The following is a 20,601-nucleotide window of genomic DNA, read 5'->3' as shown; positions in this document are numbered from 1 at the left end:
GCCTCGGCAGGTCAGTTGGTCTTCTTCTTGTCCGTCGCCTTGATCTGGTTCCAGGCATTCTGCTGGGACAGCATGCCTCTGAGATAGCTGACATTGGCCTGTGCCTGCTCGGGCGAGAGCTCCTGGCTGGCGATCTGTTCGGCCTCGTCGAAGCGGCCCTGCAAGCCGACCGCCAGCGCCAGGTTCTGGCGTACACGGCTGTCAGCGCCGGGCTGGGAAGCTGCCGAGCGCAGATAGGTCTCGGCGGATTTCAGATCGCCTTCGAGCACATAGGACATGCCGAGATTGGACAGCACCGTCGGCTCGTTCGGCTTAAGGTCGAGTGCCTGGCGATAGAGGCCGCGCGCATCCTGTGTCTGGCCGAGCTGGTCGAGGATCGCGGCTTCTGCCGAAACCAGCTTCCAGTCGGGATATTCAGGCGTCTGGGCGCGGCGCACGGCATCAAGTGCCGGCTGCAACTCGCCCGAGGCGGCAAGCGCCTTGCCATAGGCGGCGAGCACGTCGCGATCTTTGGGATAGCCGATGGCAAGCTTGCGCATCACCGCCAGCGACTGGTCGGTCTGGCCCTTCATCTGCAACACCGAGGCGTACTGCAGCGCCACCGGCTTGTTGTTGGGGTCGCTGGCATAGGTGCGGCCGATCTTGTCGGCGGAGCTTTGGAGCGAACCCGTCGACATCGTGTCGACCGACTGGCCGCGCCCGATCGAGCCGGTGGTCATCTTGGAGGTACCACAGCCAGCGACGCTGGCCGTCAGCAGTGCCACGAAAGCCGCTCTCGCAAGGCGTTTTCCCGTTGCGTTCATCGAGCGATTGGTCAACATCGGAGGCAGGTCTCCATTCGTCCGCGTGGCCGTTCGCCGGCCATCTCCCCGCTTTGGAGAAATAATCTGTTAACCCTAACGGATGGTTAAGAGGGCCAGGAGCGCCGCGCCATCCGATACCGAAGGAAGCCGAAATGCCGGTCGAACTGCTCGACACCAAGTCCGCTGACGCGCTGCCGATCCACCTCGTTGCCAAGGACGGCCTCGAAAGTGCAGGCCTTGCACCCGAAATCCTCGCCTGGGCGAATGCCAACAGCTTTGCCGGCGAGGCGGGCAAGGTGCTGGCGATTCCCGGTGCCAATGGCCGCCTTGCTGGCGCCCTGTTCGGCACCGGCCAAAATGAAAACGGGCTCGCTTTCGGCGCGCTCGCCCGCAACCTGCCGGAAGGCGCCTGGCATTTCGCCGCCCAGCCCGCGCATCCCGAACTGGCCGCCCTTGGTGTCGCGCTCGGCGGCTACACTTTCACCCGCTACGGCAAGAAGCCGGGCAGGGAACTCGGCCTTGCCGTGCCCACAGGCGTCGATGCCGCGCGGCTGAAGCGCATCGTCGAGTCGGTGTTCCTGGTCCGCGACCTCGTCAATACGCCGACGAACGACATGGGACCATCGGCACTTGAAGCAGCGGTCAGGAAGCTTGCAAGCGTCCATGGCGCCGAGCTCCGCGTGACCATCGGCGACGACCTGCTCAAGCACAATTTCCCGATGATCCATGCCGTCGGCCGTGCTTCGGACGATGCCCCGCGCCTGATCGACCTGACGTGGGGCCAAAGCGATGCTCCCAAGGTCACGCTCGTCGGCAAGGGGGTCTGTTTCGACACCGGCGGTCTCGACATCAAGCCGCCATCGAGCATGCTTTTGATGAAGAAGGACATGGGCGGTGCGGCCAACGTTCTTGGCCTCGCCTCGATGATCATGGCGGCCAAGCTCAATGTCAGGCTGCGCGTGCTCATCCCGGCGGTGGAGAATTCGATCTCGGCCAATGCCTTCCGCCCCGGCGACGTGCTGCAAAGCCGCAAGGGCATATCAGTCGAAATCGGCAACACCGATGCCGAGGGACGGCTGGTGCTCGCCGATGCGCTCGCCCTTGCCGACGAGGAGCAGCCGGAAATGCTGGTCGACATGGCGACGTTGACGGGTGCCGCGCGCGTCGCGCTCGGGCCCGACCTACCGCCCTTTTACACCGACGACGAGGCCCTTGCCGCCGAGCTGTCCGCCGCCTCGGTTGCGGTCGAGGATCCGATCTGGCGCATGCCGCTGTGGAAGCCTTACGACGCCAAGCTGTCTTCGAAGATCGCCGACATGAACAACGTCACCACCGATGGTTTCGCCGGTTCGATCACAGCTGCGCTGTTCCTCAAGCGCTTTGTCGAAAAGACATCGAGCTGGGCGCATTTCGACATCTTTGCCTGGAACCCCACCGACCGCCCGCACGGCCCGACCGGCGGCGAGGCCCAGGCCATCCGCGCCCTGGAGAAGGTGATTTCGGCACGGTTTGGCTGATTGCGGTGAAGCCTCTCGTCCATCGCCGGCTACACGAGGGACGGGAGGCCACACCCCTGTAACGTCGCAGACGAGCCGGCTAGGTCGTGACCGGCTCGGTTCTGCGCCGTTTGTGGTTTCTCTAGCGTTCCGGCATGGATTCCCGACACTCTCCGCTCGTTCCTCGCTCACGAGGTCGGGAATGACGGGCTTCATTGATCGTTTCCGCCAATCGCCAACGTTTGCGCCTGTGCTGACCTCTCGTGCGCTTGTGCCAATCGCCGACGTTGGAGATTGGCGGGGACGGCCCCCGCGATCCGTCATTCCCGACCTCGTGAGCGAGGAACGAGCGGAGAGTGTCGGGAATCCATGCCGGAACGCGAAGGAAACCAGAAACGGTGCAGAATGACCGTACAGCATGTCTTGGTTCTCGCCTTGCCACCGCCGCAAATTCCCGTTTGAATGAAACGGAACCGAAACAATTAGCGTGGATGCTGGCGTCATGCCGATCGCATTGCGTCCGAGCCAATCGCTGAGACTGCTGCAGCAGTTTGCCCTGTCCGAGGTGCGTGACGACGCGCCCGATTTGACGCTGCGCCAGATGGCGATCCTGCTCACCATCTATCTCGACCCGCCCCCGCACACGGTGCGCGGGCTCGCCGCCCGGCTCGGCGTCTCCAAGCCGGTCATCACCCGCGCGCTCGACACAATGGGCGCGCTCAAGCTGGTGTCGCGCCATCGCGACGAACTCGACAAACGCAACGTCCTGATCCGGCGCACCGTCGAAGGCGCGCTCTATGTCGAGCGACTGGGCGATGCTATCATTGCCAAAGCCATGGAGCTTCCGATTTGACCGCCCGAGACAGCCGCCTTCACGCCTACCGCCCCGACCTTGCCGACGCTCGCCTCAAGGGCGAAGTCGCAGCCGAGCGCTTTGTTACCGGGCGCCCGGCGCGCATATCCGTGCCCGTCGCCGATGTCCGCAAGGCGCCGCGCCCGGATGCCGGGGTCAACACGCAACTGCTCTATGGCGACGACGTCCTGGTCTTCGAGGAATCAGAAGGCTTCGCCTGGCTCCAGGCCGAGCGCGATGGTTACGTCGGTTATGTCTCGGCGGGCGACCTTGCTCCGCGCGAGCTTGAGTCGACACATGTCGTCACCGCCCTTCGCAGCTTTGTCTATCCCGGTCCTGACATGAAGTTTCCGCGCAGCGCGGCGCTCTCGCTGGGCTCGCAGGTCGCCGTCACCGGTTATGCCGAAACGCGCGGCACGCGCTACGCGTTGCTGGCCTCGGGCGAAGCGCTGGTCACCCAGCATCTGGCGCCGCTTGGAACCAAGGCCGACGACTTCGTTTCGGTCGCGGAACGGCTGATCGACACGCCCTATCTCTGGGGTGGCTTCAGTGCCTTCGGCATCGATTGTTCGGGGCTGGTCCAGCTGTCGATGCGCATGGCCGGACGCGATGTCCTGCGTGATTCCGACATGCAGGAAGCCTCGCTTGGCACCCTTGTTGACGCAGGCGCGGATTTCTCCAGGCTTCAGCGCGGCGACCTCGTCTTCTGGAAAGGCCATGTCGCCATCATGACCGACGCCGAGATGATGATCCACGCCAACGGCCACACCATGACCGTTGCCCGCGAGGGGTTGCGCGAAGCCATCGACCGCATCGGCTACCTCTATGGCGGCCCGACGGTGTTCCGGCGGCCGTAGGCCTACCGAATCAATACCCCGCGTTGCGGTCGACGACATTTTCCAGCGCTTCACCGCGTTCGAACGCGTCCATCTGCTTGAGCATCGGCGCCACCAGATGTGCCGGGTCGGAGGTCGCCGCGGCGTGCGGTGTCACGAACACCTTGGGGTGATTCCACATCGGGCTGGTCTTGGGCAGGGGCTCGACCTCGAATACGTCGAGGCTCGCCTCTTTCAGCGTGCCGTCGTCGAGCGCGCGCAAAATGTCGGCGTCGCGCTGCAGTCTGCCGCGCCCGGCATTGATCAGCACAGCACCGCCGAGCCCGTTGCGCCGGCGCAACTCCTTGAGCAGGCCGTAGTTGATGATGCCCTTGGTCGCCTCCGTCAGCGGCAGCAGCACCACCAGTATGTCGGTGGCGTTGAGGAACGGAACGAGCCCGGCATCGCCGCTGAAGGTGGTCACGCCTGCGACCTCTTGCGGCCTGCGGCTCCAGCCATTGATGCGGAAGCCGACTGATTTGAGCACCTCAGCTGCCGCGCGGCCGAGATTGCCCATGCCCATGATGCCGACCGAAATGTCTTCTGCAGGCCTCTGCTGCGGCTCATGCCAGGCCTTTTTTGTCTGTTGGTTGCGGTAAAGCTGTCCCTGGCGATGATGGTCGAGCACCCGCCACAGCACATATTCGGTCATGTATTGGGTCAGATTGTCGGCGACCACCCGCACGATCGGCACCTCGGGCAGGCCGGGATCGGCAAAAACGTGGTCGACGCCGGCGCCGATGGAAAAGATCGCCTTGAGGTTCGGCAGCTTGGCGAGCGTGCCCGGTTTTTGCTTCCACACCACCGCATATTCGATCGAGGGATCGGCGGCACCATCGGGTTCGAGCACGACCTCGCGTTCCGCCGACAAAAGCTCATACCAGCGCTGCGGACTGAAACCGGTGATCGAAAGAAGAATCTTGCCCTTGCCCGCCATGCTCTGCCCTTGATGCTATTCGCTGACCACGCCGGTCGGCGCCGTTTCGATCTTGAACGCCGCCGAGATCAGCGCCCGAGTGTAATCCGTTTGCGGACGCTCGAAAATCTGCTCGGAGGTCCCCGCCTCGACCACCTTGCCGTTGCGCATCACGATGACGTCATTGGCAAGCGCCCGCACCACCTTGAGGTCGTGGCTGATGAACAGATAAGCGAGGTCGTGCTTGGCCTGCAGGCTGCGCAAAAGGTCAACCACCTGCGCCTGCACGCTCATGTCGAGTGCAGAAGTCGGTTCGTCGAGCATGACGAAGCGCGGTTTGAGGACCATGGCGCGGGCAATGGCGACACGCTGGCGCTGGCCTCCGGAAAATTCGTGCGGATATCGGAAGCGTGTCTCGGGATCGAGGCCGACTTCGCGCAGCACGTCGACGACTGCAACGTCGCGTTGGGCTGCCTTGAGCCCGGGCTCGTGGATCTTGAGACCTTCTTCGATGATGTCGGCAATCGACATGCGCGGGCTGAGCGAGCCGAACGGGTCCTGGAACACGATCTGCATTTCACGCCTGAGCGGCCGCATGGCGTTGAAGGTCAGCTTGTCGATCTCGCGACCGTCGAAGTCGATCCGGCCCTGCGACGAGATCATGCGGGTGAGCGCGAGCCCCAGCGTCGTCTTGCCCGAACCCGATTCGCCAACCACGCCTACAGTCTGGCCGGCGCGCACGGCGATATCGATGCCGTCGACAGCCTTCACATGGTCGACAGTCTTGCGGAAGAAGCCCTGCTTGATCGGAAACCACACCTTCACGTCTGTGCCCGACATCACCGTCTTGGCCGAGGCATTGGCTGCCGGCGGCTTGCCCTTCGGCTCGGCGGCAAGCAGATGGCGGGTGTAGCTGTGCTGCGGGTTGGCGAAGATCTCCTTCGTCGGTCCCGTTTCGACGATCTGCCCGCGTGTCATCACGCAGACGCGGTCGGCGATGCGCCTGACGATGCCGAGATCATGGGTGATGAACAGCATCGACATGCCCTTGCGGGACTTCAGCTTGGCAAGCAGCTCGAGGATCTGCGCCTGCACGGTCACGTCGAGTGCTGTTGTCGGCTCGTCGGCGATTAGCAGTTCTGGCTCGTTGGCAAGCGCCATCGCGATCATCACGCGTTGGCGCTGGCCGCCGGAGAGCTGGTGCGGATAGGCGTCGAGCCGCTTCTGGGGCTCGCGGATGCCGACCTCTTCGAGCAGTTCAAGCGTGCGGGCACGTGCCTGCCTGTCGCCCATGCCCTGGTGCAGCGACAGCACCTCGACGATCTGCCGCTCGATCGTGTGCAGCGGGTTGAGCGAGGTCATCGGCTCCTGGAAGATCATGGTGATCTTGTTGCCGCGCACCTTGCGCAATGCGTTTTCGTCCAAGGCCAGCAGGTCCTGCCCACCGAACATGATCCGCCCCGAGGGATGGCTTGCGGGCGGATAGGGCAGGAGCTTGAGAACCGAAAGGGCCGAGACCGATTTGCCGGATCCCGATTCGCCGACCAGCGCCACCGTCTCGCCCTTGGCGATGTCGAAGGAGATGTGGTCGACAGCGGTCGTCGTCAAACCACCCTGGCTGAAGGCAACGGACAGGTCCTGGACGGAAAGGAGGGGGGAGGTCAAATGGCGGCCTCGATGTCGGTCATGCGAAAATCGTCGCCTTTGAAAAGAAGCGGCTCCCGGCGCGCCTTGGCGAGCGCATAGGCAAAGCAGTCGCCGAGGTTGAGCTTCGCCGCGTGGTTGCCCTTACCGAAGGCTTTGTAGGCCTCGCGGGCGAGACGGGCCTGGTCTGGCGTTACAGTCGTAATTTCGATGTTCAGTGCAGTTAGCAGGCTGTCGAATTTTTTCGATTTGTCGTCAGAGCGCAGCCCATCAATGCGCGCGGCCGCTTCGAGAAAATTCACAGGCGACATCACTGGGGGCGCTTTGGACGCGATCAGGAAATCCTCGAACTTCTCGCCTTCAGGCTCATCGAGGATGATTGCGAGGATTGCCGACGCATCCACAATCATATCGGCAAGCCGTCTTCGTCATAAAGATCGGAATGGTCGCTGGTCATGCCCTCTGGTATCGGGCCGAAGCTTTTGACGATTTCACGTACGCGCCGCTTGCGCTCAGCAAGGTCCCGATCGCGTCGCAACCGTTCCAGCCGCTCCTCAAGCGCATACTGAATCGCCGACGTCATCGTCTCGCCGGTCTCGGCGGCGAGTTCCTTGGCCAGCCGCTCGACGGTCGCATTCTTGATGTTCATGCCCATGTTCGTCTCCATGGTAGAAAACATAAGAAATTATACCATAGATCCAAGCTCACTTGAACGTCTTCCTTGGGTCGAAGGCGTCGCGGGTGGCTTCGCCGACGAAGATGAGCAGCGACAGCATCAGCGAGATCACCACAAAACCGGACAGGCCAAGCCATGGCGCATTGAGGTTGCGCTGGCCCTGCTTGAGCAACTCGCCGAGCGAGGCCGAACCGGGCGGCAGGCCGAAGCCGAGGAAGTCGAGCGAGGTCAGCGTCGAGATCGAGCTGTTGAGGATGAAGGGCAGGAAGGTCAGCGTCGCCACCATGGCGTTGGGCAACAGGTGGCGGAAGATGATGGTGCGGTTGGGCACGCCGAGCGCGCGCGCCGCATTCACATATTCGAAGTTGCGGGCGCGCAGGAACTCGGCGCGCACGACGCCGACCAGCGCCACCCAGGAAAACAGCATCATCAGCCCAAGCAGGATGAAAAAGCCGGGCGGCAGCACGGCGGCGATGATCAGGAGCAGATAAAGGACCGGGATCGCCGACCAGATTTCGATGAAACGCTGGAACAAAAGATCGGTCCAGCCGCCGAAATAGCCTTGCATGGCACCCGCCGAGACGCCGATCAGAGCTGAGCCGACAGTCAGGATCAGGCCGAACAGCACCGAGACGCGGAAGCCGTAGATGACACGCGCCAGCACGTCGCGGGCCTGGTCGTCGGTGCCGAGCCAGTTCCAGTTGCCGACCGTGCAGTTGGGATCATTGACGCCCAAGGGATAGCGCTGGCAGCGCACCTCCTTGGCATACATCCAGGATGGCTTTGCTGGTGCAGCCTCGGGAATTTCGTTGTTGGTGGTGCGATAGGAATAGCGGATCGGCGGCCAGATCATCCAGCCATTGGCTGCTATCGCCTCCTGCACCACCGCCATGCGATAGTCGGTGATGGGCAAAAACCCTTCATCGCCAAGGAAAGTCTCTTCGCCATAATCCCGCATGATCGGCGAGAAAAACTCGCCCTTGAAGCGGATCAGAAGCGGGCGGTCATTGGCGATGAACTCGGAAAATAGTGACAGGCCGAACAGGACGAGGAACAGCCACAGCGACCAGTAGCCGCGCCGATTGGCTCGAAAGCTTTGCCAGCGCCGCTTGTTGATCGGCGAGAGCCAGGGCCGCTTGACCGGTGCGGCAACCCTATCTGTCGCCGACATCAAACGTCCCTCCGCTCGAAATCGATGCGTGGGTCGATCCAGGTGTAGGTGAGGTCGGAGATCAGCCCGACGAACAGCCCCATCAGCGAGAAGATGTAGAGATTGGCGAAGACCACCGGATAGTCGCGGTCGAGAACCGAGCGGAAGCCGAGCAGGCCAAGGCCATCGAGCGAGAAGATGTTTTCAATCAGAAGCGAGCCGGTGAAGAAGGCCGAGATGAAGGCGCCGGGGAAGCCAGCGATGACGATCAGCATGGCGTTGCGGAAGACGTGGCCGTAGAGCACCTGGCGCTGCGAAAGTCCCTTGGCGCGGGCAGTCACGACATATTGCTTGCGGATCTCGTCCAGGAACGAATTCTTGGTCAAAAGCGTGGTCGTGGCGAAAGCCGACAGCACGAGTGCGGCCAGCGGCAATGTGACGTGCCAGAGATAGTCGAGCACCTTGCCGCCGAGCGACAGCTCGCTGAAATTTTCCGAGGTCAGGCCGCGCAGCGGGAACCAGTCGAAGAACGAGCCGCCGGCAAACAGCACCATCAAGAGGATGGCGAACAGGAAGGCCGGGATGGCGTAGCCGACGATGATGACGCCGCTGGTCCAGATGTCGAAGGTCGAGCCGTCCTTGACCGCCTTGCGGATGCCGAGCGGGATCGAGATGAGGTAGGACAACAGCGTGATCCAGATGCCGAGCGAGATCGACACCGGCATCTTCGAGATGATCAGGTCGAGCACCGAAATGTCGCGGAAATAGCTGTCGCCGAAATCGAAGCGGGCATAGTTCCACAACATCATGCCGAAGCGCTCGAGCGGTGGCTTGTCGAAGCCGAACTGCTTTTCGAGCTTGGCGATGAATTCGGGGTCGAGACCTTGCGCGCCGCGATATTTGGACGAGCCTTCGCTGCCCGCCGCGTCGAACGTGTTGCCGCCGCCTAAATCACCGCCGCTGCCGCCAGAGAGACGATCACCGGCGTCGCCGCCCTGGCCGGTCAGCTTGGCGATGACCTGCTCGACCGGGCCGCCGGGCGCGAACTGGACGACGGCGAACGAGATCGCCATGATACCGAACAGGGTCGGTATCATCAAAAGGATACGACGGAGGATATAGGCGCCCATCAGGCAAGGCTCCTCAGACGGAGCAAAGAGTCAGGGGCAGAAATCTCAGGTCTTGCCAATACGTGCAGCCTTGTCCTTGTCGAACCACCACATAGCCTCGACGGGGAAGCCGAAATCCGGTTTCGGCTCTTTATAACCGAACATGTCCCAGAATGCGGCGCGGTGATTCGCCGAAAACCAATTTGGAATCCAGTCTAGCCGGGCGCGCAAGGCCCGGTCGAGCGCGCGCATGGCAACTGTCAGCGCTTCGCGATCCTTGGCCGCACCCACAGCGTCGACCAGCGCGTCGATTGCCGGGTCGGCGGTGCCGGGAAGATTTGTCGAGCCCTGCATGTTGGCGGCGCGGGAATGAAACAGCCCGTCGATCTCGTCGCGGCTGGGTGTTGCCGAAAAGGATACGGCCATGGCGATCGCATCGAAGTCGAAGCTGGTTTGCCGCGCCTGGTATTGTGTCGAGTCGACCATGCGCGCGGAGGCGTCGATGCCGATCGCCCGCATGTTCTCGATCCAGGGCGAAAACACGCGTGCCAAGGCGTCGTCGTCGACCAGCACTTCGAGCGTCAGCGGCTCGCCCTTGGCATTGCGCAGACTGCCATCCTTGCGCGCCCAGCCGGCATCCGAAAGCAGTTTCGAGGCCTGCCCCAACAGTTTGCGGTCGCGGCCCGAACCGTCTGATGGCGGTTGCAGCGCTGCCTCGCCGAAGGCTTCGTCGGGAATACGGCCGCGGAAAGGTTCGAGCAGCGCCAGTTCGGCTGATGTTGGCAGGCCCTCGGCGCGATATGGCGACTTCTCGAAGGTGGATTGCGAGCGTTCGTAAGCACCAAAAAACAGGTTGCGGTTGGTCCATTCGAAGTCGAGGCACAGCGCAACGGCCCGGCGCACGCGCGGGTCGCGAAAGCGCTCGCGCCGCTGATTGAGCGCGGTCGCCTGCATTATCGGGCGTTTTTCGCTTGGAAATTCGCGCTTGACCACCTTGCCGGCGGTGAAAGCCGGAAAGTCGTAACCAGCGGCCCAAACGCGCGCGACGAATTCCTGGCGATAGGCGATGTCGCCTTTCTTGAATGCCTCGAAGGCGGCCTGCCTGTCCTGGTAGAACTCGATGCGGATGCGGTCGAAATTGTAGAGACCGCGATTGACCGGCAGGTCGCGGCCCCAATAGTCGGCCACCCGCTCATATTCGATCGTTTGGCCGGGGGAGACGCGGCCGACCTTGTAGGGACCCGATCCCAGCGGCGCCTTCATTTGGGAGGCATCAAAGGGATTGGCCTCGAAGAAGGATTTCGCCGGGATTGGATAGGTCGCGATGTCGAGGAGCGTGCGGTCCGATTGCTTGCCGTCGAAGCTGATTCGCAGCGTGTGAGCGTCGAGCACCTTGGCGTCCGTCAGGTGGTTGAGCGGCAGAAGCAGGCTGGGATGGCCGTCCTTCTTGAACAGCTTGAAGGCATATGCCGCATCTTCGGCGGTGAAGGGCGTGCCGTCGTTGAAACGCGCCTCAGGCCGCAACGCGAAATCGAAGCTGTTGCGGTCGTCGGAAATGGTCACTGACTGCGCCAGAAGACCGTAGATCGCATCGGGCTCGTCGATCGCCCGCACCATCAGCGAATCGTAGCAAAGCTCCATGCGTGGCGGCGCGTCGCCGCGGGCGACGAAGGTGTTGAGCGTGTTGAAGGTGAGCGGGCTCTGGTTGAAGACCCAGTAGGGCGGGGCAAAATTGAAAGTTCCGCCCTTGGGCGCGTCGAGATTCACATAGTCGAAATTCTGGAAGTTGGGCCCGTATTTGAGGTCGCCGAAGGCCGACAGGCCATGCAGTCCGGTGCCGGTCGGGCTTGCGGCGAAGACGCGCCCCGGCAGCAAAGGTGCGACGGCAGCCGCCGCACCAAGCGACAGGAAATCGCGGCGAGGCAGGCGCGGGCTCAATTGGCTCCCTTGTATTTGGCGGCCAGTGCTGCCTCCTTGTCCTTGTCGATCCACCAGGAGTCGGGGTCTACGCCGAGATAGGCCGGCTGCTTCTCCGGAATGCCAAACTTGTTCCAGTAGGCCGTTCGCACCTTCGGCAGATGCCACTGCGGAACGATGTAGTAGTTCCAGAGCAGCACGCGATCGAGTGCGTGAGTAGCGGCGACGAGATCCTCGCGGTTGTCGGCGAAGATGACGCCATCGATCAGTTCGTCGATCACAGGGTCCTTGATGCCGGCATAGTTACGTGACCCCGGCGTAGCGGCGGCCTTCGAACTCCAGAAATCGCGCTGCTCGTTGCCGGGCGACTGAGTCTGGGCGATGACGGTGGTCATCACGTCATAGTCGAACTGATTGACGCGGCTCACATACTGGCTGACGTCGACGATCCTGAGCGTGGCGTCGATGCCGAGCTTGCGCAGATTGTCGATGAAAGGCGCGGTGACGCGTTCGTCGGTAGGGTCGTTGCCGAGGAATTCGATCTTGAATTGCTCGCCTGTTTTTTCGCTGACAAGTTTGCCGCCGCGATTCACCCAGCCCGCTTCCTTGAACAGTTGCGAAGCCGTGCGCAGGTTTTCGCGGAACGACTGCGGCGTGTCGTAGACCGGGAGCTTGAACGGTGTCGTGAACAGCTCGGGCGGCAGCTTGTCGCGATACTTTTCGAGAATTTCGAGCTCCTTGCCTTGCGGCACGCCGCTGGATGCGAGGTCGCCGCCTTTGAAGTAGCTGTCGGTGCGCACGTAGGAATCGTAAAACAGTGTGCGGTTCATGCTTTCGAAATCGAAAGCCTTGGTAAGTGCTTCGCGCACGCGGCGATCCTGGAATTGCGGGCGACGCGTGTTGAGCACGAAACCCTGCATCGGTGCCCCAGAGGTCTTGTCGAATTCCTTCTTGATGACATCGCCGGCCGTGAAGGCTGGGAAATTGTAACCGGTGGCCCAGCGCTGCGAGCGGTTTTCAAGCCTGATGTCTTCGAACCCGCCCTTGGTGAAGGCCTGCCATTCGGCGTCCTGGTCCATGAAATAGATGTAGCGGCGCTTGTCGAAATTGTTGCGCCCCACATTGACCGCCACATCAGCCGCCCAATAGTCGGGCACACGCGCCCAGACGATCTCGGCGCCTGGCTTGAAGCTCTCGATCTTGTAGGCGCCCGAGCCGAGCGGCGGTTCCAGCGTGCCCTTGCTGATGTCGCGCTTTTTGCCGGAAGCGTCGGTGCCCTCCCACCAATGCTTCGGCAGCACGGCAAGGTCACCGATGATGTGGGGCAGTTCGCGATTGCCCTTCTGGTTGAAGCGGAACTCGACCTCGCGGTCGGATATGGCGACCGCCTCGGTCACATTGGCGAAATATTTGCCGTAGAGCGGGTTGATTTGCTTCAATGTGTTGAGCGACCAGACGACGTCTTCCGCTGTGATGGGCTTGCCGTCATGCCATTTTGCGCGGGCATCGATCCGATATGTCGCTGAAGAGTAATCGGCCGGATATTTGTAGGCGTCGGCGATCAGCGGATGGCTGGTGCTCGACTCGTCGGTCGCCTGCTGCATCAGCGTGTCGTAGAGCAGGCCGCCGAAGTAGGTGAAGCCGGCCGCAGGCGTGCCGTTGACGATGAATGGGTTGAAGCTATCGAAAGTGCCGAACGTCGTCGAATTCAATATGCCGCCCTTTGGCGCGTTCGGATTGACGTAGTCGTACTGCTTGAAGTCCTCGCCATATTTCGAGGTGCCGATCAGCGACGAGGTCGTGTGCCATTCTCCGGCGTCCTGCGCGCTTGCCGGCAGCCAGGTGCCCGACAGAAGAACCGCGGCGAGGCCAGCGGCTGCAAAAATCCTGTTCAGGCAAGCCTTCATGAAAAATCCCCTTGGCCCCGGTGTTTTGCGACACTCTAATTCATTCGCCGCGCATGGAAACTATGCGTTGGACGATTGTCGTCGCATGTTTGCGTGAGACAACAAAAAAGCCGGGCTAAACCCGGCTTTTTCATGATGCCAAAATTAGAAATTTCTTACTGAGCGGCCGGAGCCGGCGCGGCACCTTCTGCCGGGGCAGCCGGAACAGCACCTGCGGGAGCAGCAGGGGCAGCGCCTTCGACGGCGGGAGCCGCAGCAGGAGCAGCACCTGCGGGAGCCGCTGCGGGCTGTGCAGCCGGAGCCGCATCTGCCGTGGGCAATGGTGCCGGGCTGTCCGACTGCGAATTCAGATAGGCGATCAGGTTGGCACGCTCGTCATCCTTCTTGATGCCGGCGAAGCCCATCGCGGTGCCCTTGATGTAGCCCTTCGGCGAGGTCAGGAAGTGATTGAGGTGCTCGAAATCCCACACGACCTTGCCACCCTGCGAGAATTCTTTCATCGCGCCGGAATAGGCGAAGCCTTCATGTGAGACCATCGGACGGTTGACGACGCCCCAGAGATCCGGACCGACCTTGTTGGGGCCGCCCTTTTCGATGGAATGGCAGGCGGTGCACTTCTTGAACACGGCTGCACCGGCTTCGGCATTGGCGCTGGCGAGCAGCTGTGCGATCGGCACCGCGGCAGGTGCGGCTTCGCCGCCGGCAGCTTCGCCGCCTTCTTCAGCTGCCTGGATGGCGAAACCTGGCTTTTCCGGGGCGGGCGATGCGAAGATCGCGTCCGACACGAGCGAGATGGAGAACACCACAAAGGCAGTACCCAGCAGACCGCCAAGTACCTTGTTCATTTCGAATGAGTCCATACGCCCCTGGCTCCCTTATCCGGCCAATCGCCATCCTCTGCGACCGCTGCCGTTCGTCGGTATCGTCTATCGCCCGGCCGGCCGGGTGAAATCGCGCGGAAACTAGGTCTTTTGCTTGCCGGTTGCAACACCTATAAGGGCGCTTCCAGTGAGACCTTTTGACACTTTCCAAAGCCATTTAGAAACAGTCACGCAGCCATGTCCACCCTTGTCTTGATCCCCGCCCGTATGGCCTCGACGCGCTTGCCGGGCAAGCCTTTGGCCGATATCGCCGGCCGCCCGATGATCGTCCATGTCGCTGCCCGCGCTTTCGAAAGCGGGCTCGGCCGCGTCGTGGTGGCGACCGACACCGATGCGGTGGCTGATGCCGTGCGGGCGCATGGCTTCGAGGCGGTGATGACACGCACTGACCATGAGTCGGGTTCGGATCGAATCTTCGAGGCGCTGACCAAGCTCGATCCCAAGGGCGAGGTCGAAACGGTGGTCAATGTCCAGGGCGACCTGCCGACCATCGATCCGGACCTGATCCGCGCGGCCTTCCGGCCGTTGACCGAGGCTGCGGTCGACATCGCCACGCTTGGCGTCGAGATCACGCGTGAAGAAGAAAAGACCAACCCCAACGTCGTCAAGATCGTCGGTTCAGCGCTTTCGGCGGAGCGGCTGAAGGCGCTCTATTTTACCCGCGCGACCGCACCTTGGGGCGAAGGCCCACTTTATCATCACATCGGGCTTTATGCTTATCGCCGCGAAGCCCTTGAGCGCTTCGTCAAGCTCGGGCCATCGCCGCTGGAAAAACGCGAGCGGCTGGAACAGTTGCGCGCGCTTGAAGCCGGCATGCGTATCGACGCCGAAATTGTTTCTTCGGTGCCGCTGGGCGTCGACACGCCCGAAGACCTCGAACGCGCTCGCGAAATTCTCTCGAAATAGACAAAGACAGGCCAGCCATGCCGACCACGACCAACAAGATTGCCTTCCAGGGCGAGCAGGGTGCCAATTCCGACACCGCCTGCCGCAACGTCTATCCCGATATGGAGCCGTTGCCGTGCCCGACCTTCGAGGACGCATTTAATGCGGTCGAGACCGGCAAGGCGGCCCTCGCGATGATCCCGATCGAAAACACCATCGCCGGCCGCGTCGCCGACATCCATCACCTGCTGCCTGAATCCAAGCTGCACATCGTCGGCGAGTATTTCCTGCCGATCCATTTCCAGCTGATGGTGCTGCCGGGCGTGAAACGCTCGGAGATCAAGACCGTGCACAGCCACATCCACGCGCTGGGCCAGTGCCGCAAATACATCCGCAAGAACAGCTGGAAGCCTGTGGTCGCGGGCGACACGGCTGGGGCCGCCAAGCTCGTCGCAGAGGTCAAGGACCGGACGATGGCTGCGCTCGCGCCGCGTCTGGCGTCGTCGCTCTACGGCCTCGACATCCTTGAAGAAAATGTCGAGGACACCGAAAACAACATCACCCGCTTCGTCGTTTTGTCGAAGGGCAAGAGCTGGGCCGAGCGCACCAATCCCGACACCAAGATGATGACGACCTTCGTCTTCCGCGTCCGCAACGTGCCGGCAGCGCTTTACAAGGCGATGGGCGGCTTCGCCACCAACGGCGTCAACATGACCAAGCTGGAGAGCTATCAACTCGGCGGCGAATTCACCGCGACCCAGTTCTATTCCGACATCGAAGGCCATCCCGACGACCGCCTGGTGGCACTCGCCCTGGAGGAACTGCGCTTCTTCACCCGCGAAGTGCGCATCCTTGGCGTCTACGAGGCCAACGAGTTCCGCGGCACGCAGAACAACGGCGATTGATCAGTCGCTCTCCGCCCAGGTGCGAATGAGCTGATGGGCGATGGCATGGCCCGGCGGCACCTTGAGTTCTCCGGGATGCGTGCCGTCGAGCATTTGCAGGACCTCCGCGCGGGTGAACCAGCGGCAGTCCTCCAGCTCGTCGGTATCGGCCGAGATGTCTTCGTTGAGCGCTTCGCCGTAGCAGCCGATCATCAGCGAGTAGGGGAACGGCCAGGGCTGGCTCGAGTGATAAACGACGCGGCCGAGCCGGATGCCTGATTCCTCCAGCGTTTCGCGCCGCACGGCTGCTTCGATCGTTTCACCCGGTTCGATGAAGCCGGCCAGCGCCGAATAGACGCCCGGTGCGAAATGCCGGCCCCGCCCCATCAGGCATTTGTCGCCCGAAACCGTCACCATGATGGCAACCGGGTCGGTACGCGGAAAATGCTCGGCCCCGCAAGCCGTGCACACGCGCTTGTAGCCGCCGGCCCGCATCTCGGTTGGCGCACCGCAGCGGCCGCAGAAACGATGGTTGGCATGCCAGGCGAGAAGGGCGGCGCCTTGCGCCAGTGCTCCGAGCTCGGCATTTTCGGTCAGGCCTTGGGCAAGGATGGAGCGAAAGTCGATGGCTTTCAGGTGGTCGGGCAGGCTTTCCGGCTCGGCGGTAACAGGCACAGCGAGCGTGGCTTTGCCGTTGGTTCGGCCGAGCAGGATCGCGTCGGCGGTTTGAGCGCCGAGCGCTTGCACGGCCGCGAGCGTGAAATAAGGGTTGGCCGGGCCATCGGCAAAGTCGAGGACCAGTCGTCCCGAGGCGATCAGCAGCAGTCGGGCGTCGGGTTCGACCAGTGCCAGCCTGGCGGAGTCGTCTTTGCGCTTTTCCGACTGGCGGTCGATGATGTTTCCGGCGAAGCCAAGGAAATGGCTGGCTTCACGCGTCGGTGCGTTAAACAGGCTGAAAGGCATCTGAAACTCGGTCTGGATTGGAGGCCGCTTTATAGAGCGGTCTTGATGCGCTCGGCAAACCGGTGGAGATCGTCGCGGCGATATGGCTCGCGAACGCCATGGCCCCAGACGGGGCCGGGCCAGCCGGGATCGCCCTCGGAGCGGGCGACGACATGGAAATGCAATTGGCGCACGATGTTGCCGAGCGCCCCGCTGTTGATCTTGGCGCAGCCGGTTGTGCGTTTCAGTGCATGGGCGACCATGTTGCTCTCAAATGTCAGCATCGCCTGGTCGAGCGGGGTCAGGTCGTGGAGTTCCTCGACGCCGGGCCGCTGCGGCACCAGCACCAGCCACGGCCAGCGCCGGTCGTTCATGACGCGCAATTCGCAAAGGCCAAGCCACATCACCGGTTCGCTGTCGGCGTCGAGACGCGAATCCAGCGCAAACCCAGCCTTGAGGCCCGACATCATTAGCGTTTCCTTTGTTCAGGCGAAGGCTAGAGCCTGCCTGCGGCGCCTGCAAGCGAATCATTGAATAAGCTATATCCGGCCAGACGCGTGACAAGTGGTGCTGCGATGCCGATATGTTGGTGGACGCTGTGGCGTTGTCGGAGATGCGCAGATGTTCGCCGGTCAGATCGCACTCGTTTTCGCGGCCGCCTTTGCGGGTGCCGCATTCTACATCAATTTCGCCGAACAGCCCGCACGGCTTGGCCTCGACGACAAAAATCTGCTCGCGCAGTGGAAGCCGAGCTATGCCCGCGGCTTCACCATGCAGGCGAGCCTTGCTGTCATCTCAGGTTTGCTTGGTCTGCTGGCGGCATGGCTGACGGCGGACTGGCGCTGGATTGTCGGCGCGGTCCTCATGCTCGCCAACTGGCCCTACACGATGCTCGGCATCATGCCGACCAACAAAAAGATCGAGGCGATTCCCAACGATGAAGGCGGCCCGGCATCCCGCACATTGATCATGCGTTGGGGGACGCTGCACGCGGTGCGCACCGGGCTGGGATGCGCCGCCACGCTTGCCTATCTCTGGGCGCTCAATTCCCAGGGCATTTGATTACGGTTGGGGGCACCTCATCCTTGGCTCTTGCAATTGGTTCGGCAATTGCCGATATGGAGGTTGGGAGGTTGGTGGTGGACGATCCACTCGCCAACCGGGTCAGGTCCGGAAGGAAGCAGCCCTAACGAGCCCGGAACGGGTCATTGTTCCAGCCTCCCGCCTCTTCGCCCTTCTCCGCGTCATTGACGGCGTAGCGCCGTGCGGGCGAAACTCGTTTCGCGGAATCGGCCCATTGCGGCCGAGGCAGGGGCGCCAATACGAACGGGCGACGGGGGCGAATGAGCGAAGCCGGACAGACCGAAAAGACCAAGGACGGCGCCTACCGCGTTCTCGCGCGCAAATACCGCCCTGCAGATTTTTCAGCACTCGTCGGCCAGGAGCCGATGGTCCAGACGCTGACCAACGCGTTTTCCTCCGGCCGCATCGCCCAAGCCTGGATGCTGACGGGCGTTCGCGGTGTCGGCAAGACCACCACCGCCCGCATTCTCGCCCGCGCTCTCAATTACAAGACACCTGACATCGACCGCCCCTCGGTCGACCTCACAGTGCTCGGCGAGCATTGCCAGGCGATCATGGAAGGCCGCCACGTCGACGTCATCGAGATGGACGCCGCCTCCCACACCGGCATCGACGACATCCGCGACATCATCGATCGCGTGCGCTATGCGCCCGTTTCGGCGCGCTACAAGGTCTACATCATCGACGAGGTGCACATGCTCTCGACGCAGGCTTTCAACGGCCTGCTGAAGACGCTTGAAGAGCCGCCTCCGCATGTGAAATTCATCTTCGCCACCACCGAAATCCGAAAAGTTCCGATCACGGTGCTGTCGCGCTGCCAGCGCTTTGACCTGCGCCGCATCGATGCCGGCAAGCTTGTCGGCCATCTCCGCAACATTTCGGCGCAGGAAGGCATATCGGTCGAAGACGACGCGCTCGCCATGGTCGCGCGTGCCGCCGAAGGCTCGGCGCGCGATTCGCTGTCGATCCTCGACCAGGCCATCGCCCATGGCGGCGGCAAGGTAACGACCGAAGCGGTGCGCGCCATGCTCGGCCTCGCCGACCGCGCCCGTGTCGTCGACCTGTTCGAAAACATCATGAAGGGCGACATCGCCGCCGCTCTTGGCGAACTGCGTGAACAGTACGACACCGGTGCCGATCCGGTGGCGGTGCTCAACGATCTTGCCGAATTCACCCATCTGGTGACCCGCCTGCGCTTCGTGCCGTCGGCTGCCGACGACGCCTCGCTTTCGGAAGACGAGCGCAAGCGCGGCGTCGAATTCGCCCAGTCTCTTTCCGTCAGGGTGCTTTCCCGCGCGTGGCAGATGCTGCTCAAGGGCATTCCCGAGGTGCAGTCGTCCAACCGCCCGGTCAGTGCCGCCGAAATGGTGCTGATCCGGCTCGCCCATGCCGCCGACCTGCCGACGCTCGACGAGGCGCTGAAATCGCTGGGCGACGCGCCGTCGCAGCCATCTGGCGCTCCCCGCAACGGTGGTGCGCCGGCTGGCGGCGGCAATGGTGGCCCCGCTGCCTCAGCTGTCGCCCAGGCTCGCATGCCGGTCAGCAATGGCGGCGGTCAGGCGATGCGTCTGGTGGAAAGCGCACCCGCGCCGACTGCCTTTGTCGCGCCGACGCCCGCCCCCGAACCGGTTGTCGACGCCGTGCCGGTGCGGTCGATCGCCGATCTGGCTGGCCTTGCCGAAACCAATCGCGAAATGGCCTTCAAGGTGCTGATCCGGCGCGTCGTGCGTCCGGTCCGCATCGAGCCCGGCCATATCGAAGTCAGCCTGACCGCGGATGCGCCGCGGACATTTCTCAACGACCTGACGATCAAGCTGAAGGCCTGGACCGGCCGTCACTGGATGGTGTCGCTGTCGCGCGAGGAGGGCGGGCCAACGCTTGCCGAAATCGAGGCCAACAAGCGCGAGGTCGCCCTGACCGATGCGCGCGCCGACCCAACCGTGGCTGCGATCCTGACACGTTTTCCCGGTGCGAAAATCATCGACGTGCGCCTTCCCACGGCACCAGATGCACCCGATATCGACACAGACATCGAGTTGCCGCCCGATCCGGGCGTGGACAATGACGATGACGATCCGTTCTGAGACGAAAGGAACAAGACGATGAAAGATCTGCTGGGCCTGATGGGCAAGGCGAAGGAAATGCAGGCCAAGCTTCAGGCCATGCAGGAAGAGGTCGCCCTGATCGAAGCCACCGGCCAGTCCGGCGGCGGCATGGTTGTCGTCACGCTTTCGGGCAAGTCGGAAATGAAGTCGCTGAAGATCGACCCGTCGCTGCTGAAAGAAGGCGAGGGCGAGATCCTCGAGGACCTGATCGTTGCCGCCCACAACGACGCCAAGGCCAAGGTCGAGGCGACGATGCAGGAAAAGACCAAGGCACTGACCGCCGGCCTGCCGATCCCGCCCGGCATGAAGCTGCCGTTCTGAACGCCAACCTTTAGAGATAGTCCTGCCATGGCCTGGTCCGCTCGGCCTGGCTCAAGCCTACATCGCGCCTGAGGTAATCGGGCGGATGCTTGATGCTGCGTGTTCGCTTGCCAAGCGTCCAGGCTATTGACTCGACGACCCTGTTAGAGATTCT

Annotated in this window: 20 protein-coding genes and 1 other RNA gene; 9 read left to right on the top strand and 12 right to left on the bottom strand. The window is 62.6% G+C overall.

Annotation, left to right across the window (positions count from 1 at the left end; all coding sequences use genetic code 11):
* Positions 1-11: 11 nt before the first annotated feature.
* On the bottom strand, positions 12-821 hold the full coding sequence (locus tag AC1RTB_RS05780) for a tetratricopeptide repeat protein (RefSeq protein WP_492875563.1): 810 nt from the start codon (positions 819-821) through the stop codon (positions 12-14).
* A 134-nt stretch (positions 822-955) separates the two neighbouring features.
* Here AC1RTB_RS05780 and AC1RTB_RS05775 point away from each other — a divergent pair, with 134 nt between their 5' ends.
* The 3 genes from AC1RTB_RS05775 to AC1RTB_RS05765 all read left to right on the top strand — a co-directional run bounded on the left by AC1RTB_RS05775 (position 956) and on the right by AC1RTB_RS05765 (position 4,009).
* The gene (locus tag AC1RTB_RS05775) at positions 956-2,320 is read left to right on the top strand and encodes a leucyl aminopeptidase family protein (protein ID WP_492875561.1); all 1,365 of its coding nucleotides are present in this window, start codon (positions 956-958) and stop codon (positions 2,318-2,320) included.
* Between the two features lie 481 nt (positions 2,321-2,801).
* Positions 2,802-3,152 (top strand): MarR family winged helix-turn-helix transcriptional regulator, encoded by a 351-nt coding sequence (locus tag AC1RTB_RS05770; RefSeq protein ID WP_378944995.1) that lies wholly within the window; start codon positions 2,802-2,804, stop codon positions 3,150-3,152.
* On the top strand, positions 3,149-4,009 hold the full coding sequence (locus AC1RTB_RS05765; RefSeq protein ID WP_492875559.1) for a C40 family peptidase: 861 nt from the start codon (positions 3,149-3,151) through the stop codon (positions 4,007-4,009). The genes AC1RTB_RS05770 and AC1RTB_RS05765 overlap by 4 nt, the downstream gene beginning before the upstream one ends.
* A 10-nt stretch (positions 4,010-4,019) precedes the next feature.
* Here AC1RTB_RS05765 and AC1RTB_RS05760 read toward each other — a convergent pair whose 3' ends face one another.
* The 9 genes from AC1RTB_RS05760 to AC1RTB_RS05720 all read right to left on the bottom strand — a co-directional run bounded on the left by AC1RTB_RS05760 (position 4,020) and on the right by AC1RTB_RS05720 (position 14,206).
* Positions 4,020-4,964, bottom strand: a complete 945-nt coding sequence (locus tag AC1RTB_RS05760; protein ID WP_492875557.1) for a 2-hydroxyacid dehydrogenase — start codon at positions 4,962-4,964, stop codon at positions 4,020-4,022.
* 15 nt (positions 4,965-4,979) lie between these two features.
* Entirely contained in the window at positions 4,980-6,608 is a 1,629-nt protein-coding gene (locus AC1RTB_RS05755; protein WP_492875555.1) for an ABC transporter ATP-binding protein, read from the bottom strand.
* Positions 6,605-6,997, bottom strand: a complete 393-nt coding sequence (locus AC1RTB_RS05750) for a type II toxin-antitoxin system VapC family toxin (protein WP_492875553.1) — start codon at positions 6,995-6,997, stop codon at positions 6,605-6,607. The genes AC1RTB_RS05755 and AC1RTB_RS05750 overlap by 4 nt, the downstream gene beginning before the upstream one ends.
* Positions 6,994-7,236, bottom strand: a complete 243-nt coding sequence (locus tag AC1RTB_RS05745; protein ID WP_492875551.1) for a type II toxin-antitoxin system VapB family antitoxin — start codon at positions 7,234-7,236, stop codon at positions 6,994-6,996. Before AC1RTB_RS05745 ends, AC1RTB_RS05750 begins: the two co-directional genes overlap by 4 nt.
* Before the next feature lie 55 nt (positions 7,237-7,291).
* Complete coding sequence (locus tag AC1RTB_RS05740) at positions 7,292-8,434, bottom strand: ABC transporter permease (protein WP_492875549.1); 1,143 nt, start codon at positions 8,432-8,434, stop codon at positions 7,292-7,294.
* Positions 8,434-9,543 carry a microcin C ABC transporter permease YejB gene (locus AC1RTB_RS05735; protein ID WP_492875547.1) on the bottom strand — a complete coding sequence of 370 codons (1,110 nt, stop codon included), beginning with the start codon at positions 9,541-9,543 and terminating at the stop codon, positions 8,434-8,436. The genes AC1RTB_RS05740 and AC1RTB_RS05735 overlap by 1 nt, the downstream gene beginning before the upstream one ends.
* Before the next feature lie 45 nt (positions 9,544-9,588).
* Positions 9,589-11,460 (bottom strand): extracellular solute-binding protein, encoded by a 1,872-nt coding sequence (locus AC1RTB_RS05730; protein WP_492875545.1) that lies wholly within the window; start codon positions 11,458-11,460, stop codon positions 9,589-9,591.
* Positions 11,457-13,346 (bottom strand): extracellular solute-binding protein, encoded by a 1,890-nt coding sequence (locus AC1RTB_RS05725; RefSeq protein WP_492875543.1) that lies wholly within the window; start codon positions 13,344-13,346, stop codon positions 11,457-11,459. The genes AC1RTB_RS05730 and AC1RTB_RS05725 overlap by 4 nt, the downstream gene beginning before the upstream one ends.
* A gap of 155 nt (positions 13,347-13,501) precedes the next feature.
* Positions 13,502-14,206 (bottom strand): c-type cytochrome, encoded by a 705-nt coding sequence (locus AC1RTB_RS05720; RefSeq protein ID WP_492875541.1) that lies wholly within the window; start codon positions 14,204-14,206, stop codon positions 13,502-13,504.
* A gap of 198 nt (positions 14,207-14,404) precedes the next feature.
* Between AC1RTB_RS05720 and AC1RTB_RS05715 the strand changes: the two genes are divergently transcribed.
* A complete protein-coding gene (locus AC1RTB_RS05715) occupies positions 14,405-15,133 on the top strand; it encodes a 3-deoxy-manno-octulosonate cytidylyltransferase (RefSeq protein WP_492875540.1) in 729 nt (242 codons plus the stop codon).
* Positions 15,134-15,150: 17 nt separating this feature from the next.
* Positions 15,151-16,017, top strand: a complete 867-nt coding sequence (locus AC1RTB_RS05710; RefSeq protein ID WP_492875538.1) for a prephenate dehydratase — start codon at positions 15,151-15,153, stop codon at positions 16,015-16,017.
* Here AC1RTB_RS05710 and nudC read toward each other — a convergent pair whose 3' ends face one another.
* Positions 16,018-16,959 (bottom strand): NAD(+) diphosphatase, encoded by a 942-nt coding sequence (gene nudC, locus AC1RTB_RS05705; protein ID WP_492875536.1) that lies wholly within the window; start codon positions 16,957-16,959, stop codon positions 16,018-16,020. It abuts the gene before it with no gap.
* A 29-nt stretch (positions 16,960-16,988) separates the two neighbouring features.
* Positions 16,989-17,408 carry an HIT domain-containing protein gene (locus AC1RTB_RS05700; protein WP_492875534.1) on the bottom strand — a complete coding sequence of 140 codons (420 nt, stop codon included), beginning with the start codon at positions 17,406-17,408 and terminating at the stop codon, positions 16,989-16,991.
* Between the two features lie 151 nt (positions 17,409-17,559).
* Between AC1RTB_RS05700 and AC1RTB_RS05695 the strand changes: the two genes are divergently transcribed.
* The 4 genes from AC1RTB_RS05695 to AC1RTB_RS05680 all read left to right on the top strand — a co-directional run bounded on the left by AC1RTB_RS05695 (position 17,560) and on the right by AC1RTB_RS05680 (position 20,447).
* Positions 17,560-18,000 carry an anthrone oxygenase family protein gene (locus AC1RTB_RS05695; RefSeq protein WP_492875532.1) on the top strand — a complete coding sequence of 147 codons (441 nt, stop codon included), beginning with the start codon at positions 17,560-17,562 and terminating at the stop codon, positions 17,998-18,000.
* A 66-nt stretch (positions 18,001-18,066) separates the two neighbouring features.
* Positions 18,067-18,163: signal recognition particle sRNA small type (gene ffs, locus AC1RTB_RS05690), an RNA gene on the top strand.
* Positions 18,164-18,281: 118 nt separating this feature from the next.
* Positions 18,282-20,105 (top strand): DNA polymerase III subunit gamma/tau, encoded by a 1,824-nt coding sequence (locus AC1RTB_RS05685; RefSeq protein WP_492875530.1) that lies wholly within the window; start codon positions 18,282-18,284, stop codon positions 20,103-20,105.
* Positions 20,106-20,123: 18 nt separating this feature from the next.
* A complete protein-coding gene (locus tag AC1RTB_RS05680) occupies positions 20,124-20,447 on the top strand; it encodes a YbaB/EbfC family nucleoid-associated protein (protein ID WP_492875528.1) in 324 nt (107 codons plus the stop codon).
* Positions 20,448-20,601: the final 154 nt, after the last annotated feature.

The organism is Aminobacter sp. GW821-FHT11F06, assembly GCF_058808215.1.
Note: the sequence above shows the minus strand (reverse complement) of the source record. Positions and strands in the feature narration are given on the sequence as shown.

Coding starts and splice junctions, on each gene's coding strand:
- AC1RTB_RS05780 (WP_492875563.1), bottom strand. CDS start 821: ATGTTGACCAATCGCTCGATGAACGCAACGGGAAAACGCCTTGCGAGA.
- AC1RTB_RS05775 (WP_492875561.1), top strand. CDS start 956: ATGCCGGTCGAACTGCTCGACACCAAGTCCGCTGACGCGCTGCCGATC.
- AC1RTB_RS05770 (WP_378944995.1), top strand. CDS start 2,802: ATGCCGATCGCATTGCGTCCGAGCCAATCGCTGAGACTGCTGCAGCAG.
- AC1RTB_RS05760 (WP_492875557.1), bottom strand. CDS start 4,964: ATGGCGGGCAAGGGCAAGATTCTTCTTTCGATCACCGGTTTCAGTCCG.
- AC1RTB_RS05750 (WP_492875553.1), bottom strand. CDS start 6,997: ATGATTGTGGATGCGTCGGCAATCCTCGCAATCATCCTCGATGAGCCT.
- AC1RTB_RS05745 (WP_492875551.1), bottom strand. CDS start 7,236: ATGAACATCAAGAATGCGACCGTCGAGCGGCTGGCCAAGGAACTCGCC.
- AC1RTB_RS05740 (WP_492875549.1), bottom strand. CDS start 8,434: ATGTCGGCGACAGATAGGGTTGCCGCACCGGTCAAGCGGCCCTGGCTC.
- AC1RTB_RS05735 (WP_492875547.1), bottom strand. CDS start 9,543: ATGGGCGCCTATATCCTCCGTCGTATCCTTTTGATGATACCGACCCTG.
- AC1RTB_RS05725 (WP_492875543.1), bottom strand. CDS start 13,346: ATGAAGGCTTGCCTGAACAGGATTTTTGCAGCCGCTGGCCTCGCCGCG.
- AC1RTB_RS05720 (WP_492875541.1), bottom strand. CDS start 14,206: ATGGACTCATTCGAAATGAACAAGGTACTTGGCGGTCTGCTGGGTACT.
- AC1RTB_RS05715 (WP_492875540.1), top strand. CDS start 14,405: ATGTCCACCCTTGTCTTGATCCCCGCCCGTATGGCCTCGACGCGCTTG.
- AC1RTB_RS05710 (WP_492875538.1), top strand. CDS start 15,151: ATGCCGACCACGACCAACAAGATTGCCTTCCAGGGCGAGCAGGGTGCC.
- nudC (WP_492875536.1), bottom strand. CDS start 16,959: ATGCCTTTCAGCCTGTTTAACGCACCGACGCGTGAAGCCAGCCATTTC.
- AC1RTB_RS05700 (WP_492875534.1), bottom strand. CDS start 17,408: ATGATGTCGGGCCTCAAGGCTGGGTTTGCGCTGGATTCGCGTCTCGAC.
- AC1RTB_RS05695 (WP_492875532.1), top strand. CDS start 17,560: ATGTTCGCCGGTCAGATCGCACTCGTTTTCGCGGCCGCCTTTGCGGGT.
- AC1RTB_RS05685 (WP_492875530.1), top strand. CDS start 18,282: ATGAGCGAAGCCGGACAGACCGAAAAGACCAAGGACGGCGCCTACCGC.
- AC1RTB_RS05680 (WP_492875528.1), top strand. CDS start 20,124: ATGAAAGATCTGCTGGGCCTGATGGGCAAGGCGAAGGAAATGCAGGCC.